Consider the following 7,672-nt stretch of genomic DNA (forward strand, 5'->3'; position numbering starts at 1 on the left):
CCGGGGTTTTGTCAGCCACGAGATTTTCGTAGTTTCCGCCGGTCACGTTCGTGATCGAGTTGGTCAGCGGTGCATGACCGGTCAACGCATCGTTCGGTGCGGTGGTGGTCGCGGTACCGGTGGTCTGTCCCACGCCGATGGTGATGGTCTGACCGTTGGCCAGGGTCACCACAACTGGCGAACCAGTGACCGGAGCACCAACAGTGGCGGTGTACGTGACGTTGCCACCTTCAGCTGTCGACTCTGTTGCTGTCAGTTTGACAGTGGTGGTGTCGATCGTGTCGGTAACGCTGGTCACGGCCGGCGTGGTGCTCGGCACCAGGTTTTCGAAGTTGCCACCGGTGGCGGTGCTGATGGTCGCCTGCACGGTGCCGGCATCTTTGTAGACGTCGTCAGCCGGGGCTGGAACGGTCACGGTGCCAGTGGTTTTGCCAGCGTCGATGGTGATCACGGCGCCGTTGCTCAGCGTCACGGTGACTGGCGAGCCAGCGGCGTTGGTCAGCGTCGCGGTGTAGACGATCGAACCGCCTTCAGCGACCGAATTGGTAGCGCTGAGCGACAGATTGGTCGTGTCGACAGTGTCGGTCACGTTGGTGCTGACGGGCGTCTTGTCGGCCACGAGATTTTCGTAGTTTCCGCCGGTCACGTTCGTGATCGAGTTGGTCAGCGGTGCATGACCGGTCAACGCATCGTTCGGTGCGGTGGTGGTCGCGGTACCGGTGGTCTGTCCCACGCCGATGGTGATGGTCTGACCGTTGGCCAGGGTCACCACAACTGGCGAACCAGTGACCGGAGCACCAACAGTGGCGGCGTACGTGACGTTGCCACCCTCAGCTGTCGACTCTGTTGCTGTCAGTTTGACAGTGGTGGTATCGATCGTGTCGGTAACGCTGGTCACGGCCGGCGTGGTGCTCGGCACCAGGTTTTCGAAGTTGCCACCGGTGGCGTTGCTGATCGTCGCCTGCACGGTGCCGGCATCTTTGTAGACGTCGTCAGCCGGGGCTGGAACGGTCACGGTGCCAGTGGTTTTGCCAGCGTCGATGGTGATCACGGCGCCGTTGCTCAGTGTCACGGTGACTGGCGAGCCAGCGGCGTTGGTCAGCGTCGCGGTGTAGACGATCGAACCGCCTTCAGCGACCGAATTGGTAGCGCTGAGCGACAGATTGGTCGTGTCGACAGTGTCGGTCACGTTGGTGCTGACGGGCGTCTTGTCGGCCACGAGATTTTCGTAGTTTCCGCCGGTCACGTTGGTGATCGAGTTGGTCAGCGGTGCATGACCGGTCAACGCATCGTTCGGTGCGGTGGTGGTCGCGGTGCCTGTGGTCTGGCCGACACCGATGGTGATGGTTTGACCATTGGCCAAATTCACGACAACTGGCGAGCCAGTTACCGGTGCGCCGACAGTCGCGGTGTAGACAACATTGCCGCCTTCAGCCGCCGACTCGGTGGCCGTCAGTTTGACGGTGGTGGTGTCGATGGTGTCGGTGACCTGGGTCACAGCCGGCGTCGTGCTCGGCACCAGATTTTCGAAGTTGCCACCGGTGGCGGTGCTGATGGTCGCCTGCACGGTGCCGGCATCTTTGTAGACGTCGTCAGCCGGGGCTGGAACGGTCACGGTGCCAGTGGTTTTGCCAGCGTCGATGGTGATCACGGCGCCGTTGCTCAGCGTCACGGTCACTGGTGAACCGGCGGCGTTGGTCAAAGTAGCGGTGTAGACAATCGAACCGCCCTCGGCCACGGAACCGGTCGCACTGAGCGACAGATTGGTGGTGTCGACGGTATCGGTGACCGTGGTCGAAACCGGTGTCTTGTCGGCTACGAGATTCTCGTAATTGCCGCCGGTTACACCGATGATCGAGTTGGTCAGTGGTGCCTGACCGGTCAGTGCATCGTTAGGTGCCGTGGTGGTCACGGTGCCGGTTGTTTTGCCGACTTCGATGGTGATGTTCTGGCCGTTGGCCAATGTCACCACGACAGGTGAGCCGGTCACTGGAGCGCCCACAGTGGCGGTGTAAGTGACGGTGCCACCTTCAGCGACCGACGTATCAGCCGTGAGTTTGACGGTCGAGGTGTCGATGGTGTCGGTGACGCTGGTCACAGCCGGCGTGGTGCTCGGCACCAGGTTTTCGAAGTTGCCACCAGTGGCGGTACTGATTGTCGCCTGCACGGTGCCGGCGTCTTTGTAGACGTCGTCAGCCGGGGCTGGAACGGTCACGGTGCCGGTGGTTTTACCGGCGTCGATGGTGATCACGGCGCCGTTGCTCAGCGTCACGGTCACTGGCGAGCCAGCGGCGTTGGTCAGGGTCGCGGTATAAACAATCGAACCGCCTTCAGCGACCGAATTGGTAGCGCTGAGCGACAGATTGGTGGTGTCGACGGTGTCGGTCACGTTGGTGCTGACCGGGGTCTTGTCGGCTACCAGGTTCTCGAAGTTGCCACCTGTTACGTCGGTAATCGCGTTGGTCAGCGGCGCGTGGCCAGTCAATGCGTCGTTTGGCGCTGCGGTGGTTGCGGTACCGGTGGTCTGGCCGACGCCGATGGTGATCGTCTGACCGTTAGCCAGGGTTACGACAACCGGCGAGCCGGTGACTGGCGCGCCGACAGTCGCGGTGTAGGTGACGTTGCCACCCTCAGCTGTCGACTCGGTGGCGGTGAGTTTTACGGTGGTGGTGTCGATGGTGTCGGTGACATTGGTCACGGCCGGCACGGTGCTTGGCACCAGATTCTCGAAGTTGCCACCAGTCGCGGTCGAAATGGTTGCTTCGACTTTGCCTGCATCTTTGTAAACATCATCCGCTGGCGCAGCGACGGTGACGGTGCCAGTGGTTTTGCCCGCCTCAATGGTGATCACGGCGCCGTTCGACAGGGTCACGGTGACTGGCGAGCCAGCCGCGTTGGTCAGCGTTGCGGTGTAGATGATCGAGCCACCTTCAGCAACCGAACCCGTCGCGCTCAGCGACAGGTTAGTGGTGTCGACGGTATCGGTGACAGTGGTTGAAACCGGGGTCTTGTCGGCCACCAGGTTTTCGTAGTTGCCGCCAGTGACACCCGTGATCGAGTTGGTCAGTGGCGCCTGACCGGTCAGCGCATCGTTCGGTGCGGTGGTGGTCACGGTGCCGGTGGTTTTGCCGACTTCGATGGTGATGTTCTGGCCGTTGGCCAAGGTCACGGTGACCGGCGAACCGGTAACTGGAGCGCCGACAGTGGCGGTGTAAGTGACGGTGCCGCCTTCGGCCACGGAGGTATCGGCCGTCAGTTTGACGGTCGAGGTGTCTATGGTGTCGGTGACTTCGGTCACAGCCGGAGCAGTGCTCGGCACGAGGTTTTCGAAGTTGCCACCGTTGGCAGTCGAAATCGTCGCTTCAACTTTGCCCGCGTCTTTGTAAACGTCATCGGCCGGAGCTGGAACGGTCACAGTGCCTGTGGTTTTGCCTGCTTCGATGGTGATTACCGCGCCGTTCGACAAAGTCACGGTGACTGGCGAGCCAGCCGCGTTGGTCAGGGTTGCGGTGTAAACAATCGAACCACCTTCGGCCACATTGCCGGTCGCAGTCAGCGACAGGTTCGTGGTGTCGACAGTGTCGGTGACATTGGTCGAAACCGGGGTCTTGTCCGCCACCAGATTTTCGAAGTTGCCGCCGCTCACCTCAGTGATCGCATTGGTGATCGGCGCGTGGCCGGTCAATACATCGTTCGGCGCGGTGGTGGTCGCTGTGCCGGTGGTCTGGCCGACGCCGATGGTAATGGTCTGACCGTTGGCCAGGGTCACGACAACCGGCGAACCGGTGACTGGCGCGCCGACAGTCGCGGTGTAGACGACATTACCGCCTTCAGCTGCCGACTCGGTGGCGGTCAGTTTGACGGTGGTGGTGTCGATGGTGTCGGTGACTTCGGTCACAGCCGGAACAGTGCTCGGCACGAGGTTTTCGAAGTTGCCACCGGTGGCGGTGCTGATGGTCGCCTGCACGGTGCCGGCATCTTTGTAGACGTCGTCAGCCGGGGCTGGAACGGTCACGGTGCCAGTGGTTTTGCCAGCGTCGATGGTGATCACGGCGCCGTTGCTCAGCGTCACGGTCACTGGTGAACCGGCGGCGTTGGTCAAAGTAGCGGTGTAGACAATCGAACCGCCCTCGGCCACGGAACCGGTCGCACTGAGCGACAGATTGGTGGTGTCGACGGTATCGGTGACCGTGGTCGAAACCGGTGTCTTGTCGGCTACGAGATTCTCGTAATTGCCGCCGGTTACACCGGTGATCGAGTTGGTCAGTGGTGCCTGACCGGTCAGTGCATCGTTCGGTGCGGTGGTGGTCGCGGTGCCGGTGGTCTGGCCGACGCCGATGGTGATCGTCTGACCGTTTGTCAGGGTGACGACAACCGGCGAGCCGGTGACTGGAGCGCCGACAGTGGCGGTGTAAGTGACGGTGCCGCCTTCGGCCACGGAGGTATCGGCCGTTAGTTTGACGGTCGAGGTGTCGATGGTGTCGGTGACTTCGGTCACGGCCGGAACAGTGCTCGGCACCAGATTTTCGAAATTGCCACCGGTAGCGGTGGAGATCGTCGCTTCGACCTTGCCAGCGTCTTTGTAGACGTCGTCTGCTGGTGCTGGAACGGTCACGGTGCCGGTGGTTTTGCCGGCCTCGATGGTGATCACGGCGCCGTTGCTCAGCGTCACGGTCACTGGCGAGCCAGCAGCGTTGGTCAATGTGGCGGTGTAGATGATCGAGCCGCCCTCAGCCACGGAACCGGTCGCGCTGAGCGACAGGTTGGTGGTGTCGACGGTGTCGGTCACGGTGGTGCTGACCGGTGTTTTGTCCGCCACCAGATTTTCGAAGTTGCCGCCGGTTACGTCGGTGATCGCGTTGGTGAGCGGCGCGTGGCCGGTCAGCGCATCGTTCGGTGCGGTGAAGGTCACGGTGCCGGTGGTTTTACCGACTTCGATGGTGATGTTCTGACCGTTGGCCAGGGTCACCACAACCGGCGAGCCCGTCACAGGCGCCCCGACGGTCGCGGTGTAGGTGACGGTGCCACCTTCAGCGGCGGTCTCGGTCGCCGTCAGTTTCACGGTCGAGGTGTCGATGGTGTCAGTCACTTCGGTGACGGCTGGAACAGTGCTCGGCACCAGGTTTTCGAAGTTGCCACCAGTTGCTGTAGAGATCGTTGTCTCAACCTTGCCGGCGTCTTTGTAGACGTCGTCGGCCGGAGCTGGAACGGTCACGGTGCCAGTGGTTTTACCGGCTTCGATGGTGATTACCGCCCCATTCGACAGGGTCACCGTGACTGGCGAGCCTGCAGCGTTGGTCAGGGTTGCGGTGTAAACAATCGAACCACCCTCAGCCACAGAACCGGTGGCGCTCAGCGACAGGTTGGTGGTGTCGACAGTGTCGGTGACATTGGTCGAAACCGGGGTCTTGTCCGCCACCAGGTTTTCGAAGTTGCCGCCGCTCACCTCGGTGATCGCATTGGTGATCGGCGCGTGGCCGGTCAATGCATCGTTCGGCGCGGTGGTGGTCGCGGTGCCGGTGGTCTGGCCAACACCAATGGTGATGGTCTGCCCGTTAGCCAGGGTCACGACCACAGGCGAACCGGTGACTGGCGCGCCGACGGTCGCGGTGTAAGTCACGCTGCCGCCTTCAGCCGCCGACTCGGTCGCGGTGAGCTTGACGGTGGTGGTGTCGATGGTATCGGTGACGTTGGTCACGGCCGGCACGGTGCTTGGCACCAGATTCTCGAAGTTGCCGCCGGTTGCATCCTTGATCGTCACTTCGACTTTGCCGGCGTCTTTGTAGACGTCATCGGCTGGAGCCGCGACGGTTACGGTGCCGGTGGTTTTGCCGGCTTCGATGGTGATCACCGAACCGTTGCTCAGGGTCACGGTTACCGGGGTGCCGGCCGGGTTGGTCAGCGTCGCGGTGTAAACGATCGAACCGCCTTCAGCCACCGAATCGGTCGCGGTCAGGTTCAGGTTGGTGGTGTCGGTGGTGTCCGAAACCGCGGTGTCGGCGGACTTGCCGTCGACCGCCAGTTTTTCGTAATTGCCGCCGGTGGCGCCGTCGATGGTCACGCTCAGCGAGCTGCCACCGGCCAATGGGCTGTTCGGCGCAACGAAGTTCACCGAGCCGGTGGTTTCACCGACAGCGATGGTAATGGTCTGGCCGTTGGACAGGGTCACGACAACAGGCGAGCCAGTCACTGGCGCGGTCACGGTCGCGGTGTAGACCACGGTTTCGCCTTCAGCGACGTTCGCCGTGGCGGTCAGCGACACGGTGGAGGTGTCGATGGTGTCGTTGACGGTGGTGACGGCCGGAGTAGTGCTGGTGACGAGGTTTTCGAAGTCGCCACCGGTCGCGCCTTTGATGGTCGCTTCAACGGTGCCGGCATCTTTGTAGACGTCATCTTTCGGCGCGTCGACGGTGACGGTGCCGGTGGTTTTGCCTGCGTCGATGGTGATCACGGCACCGTTCGACAGAGTCACGGTGACCGGCGAGCCAGCGGCATTGGTCAGGGTCGCGGTGTAGGTGATCTGGCCGCCTTCGTTCACAGAACCGGTCGCGGTCAGCGACAGGTTGGTGGTGTCGACGGTGTCGGTGACGGTGGTGCTGACCGGGGTTTTGTCAGCCACGAGGTTTTCGTAATTGCCGCCGGAAACGTCGGTGATCGCGTTGGTCAGTGGAGCGTGGCCAGTCAACGCATCGTTTGGCGCGATGGTGGTCACGGTGCCGGTGGTCTTACCGACTTCGATGGTGATGTTCTGGCCGTTGGCCAGGGTCACGACAACCGGCGAACCGGTCACCGGTGCGCCGACAGTCGCGGTGTAGGTGACGGTGCCACCTTCAGCCGCCGACTCGGTGGCGGTCAGTTTGACCGTCGAGGTATCGATGGTGTCAGTGACGTCGGTTACGGCTGGCGTGGTGCTCGGAACCAGGTTCTCGAAGTTGCCGCCAGTGGCGTCCTTGATGGTCACTTCGACCTTGCCGGCGTCTTTGTAGACGTCATCGGCTGGCGCAGGAACGGTCACGGTGCCGGCGGTTTTGCCTGCTTCAATGGTGATGACCGACCCGTTCGACAGGGTCACGGTTACGGGCGTGCCGGCCGGGTTGGTCAGGGTTGCGGTGTAAACAATCGAACCGCCTTCAGCCACGGTACCCGTCGCGGTCAGCGACAGGTTGGTGGTGTCGACGGTGTCAGTGACGGTGGTCGAAACCGGGGTTTTGTCGGCAACGAGGTTCTCGTAATTGCCGCCGCTCACGTCAGTGATCGCATTGGTCAGCGGGGTGTGGCCGTTCAACGCATCGTTCGGCGCGGTGGTGGTCACGGTGCCGGTGGTTTTGCCGATTTCGATGGTGATGTTTTGGCCGTTGGCCAAGGTCACGACGACAGGCGAGCCGGTGACTGGTGCGCCGACGGTGGCGGTGTAAGTGACGGTGCCACCTTCAGCAGCTGACTCGGTGGCGGTCAGTTTGATGGTGCTGGTGTCGATGGTGTCGGTGACTTCGGTCACGGCCGGAACAGTGCTCGGCACCAGGTTCTCGAAGTTGCCGCCGGTAGCGTCCTTGATGGTGACTTCGACTTTGCCGGCGTCTTTGTAGACGTCATCGGCCGGTGCAGCGACGGTGACGGTGCCGGTGGTCTTGCCCGCTTCAATGGTGATCACCGAGCCGTTGCTCAGGGTCAC

Annotated in this window: 1 protein-coding gene; it reads right to left on the minus strand. The window is 62.2% G+C overall.

Going from position 1 to position 7,672, the window contains the following annotated elements; all coding sequences use genetic code 11:
* Positions 1–7,672: immunoglobulin-like domain-containing protein (locus H8F23_RS18235; RefSeq protein ID WP_324187891.1), on the minus strand; the 7,672-nt coding region annotated here is incomplete at both ends.

The sequence above is a fragment of the Pseudomonas neuropathica genome (assembly GCF_015461835.1).
GTDB lineage: Bacteria > Pseudomonadota > Gammaproteobacteria > Pseudomonadales > Pseudomonadaceae > Aquipseudomonas > Aquipseudomonas neuropathica.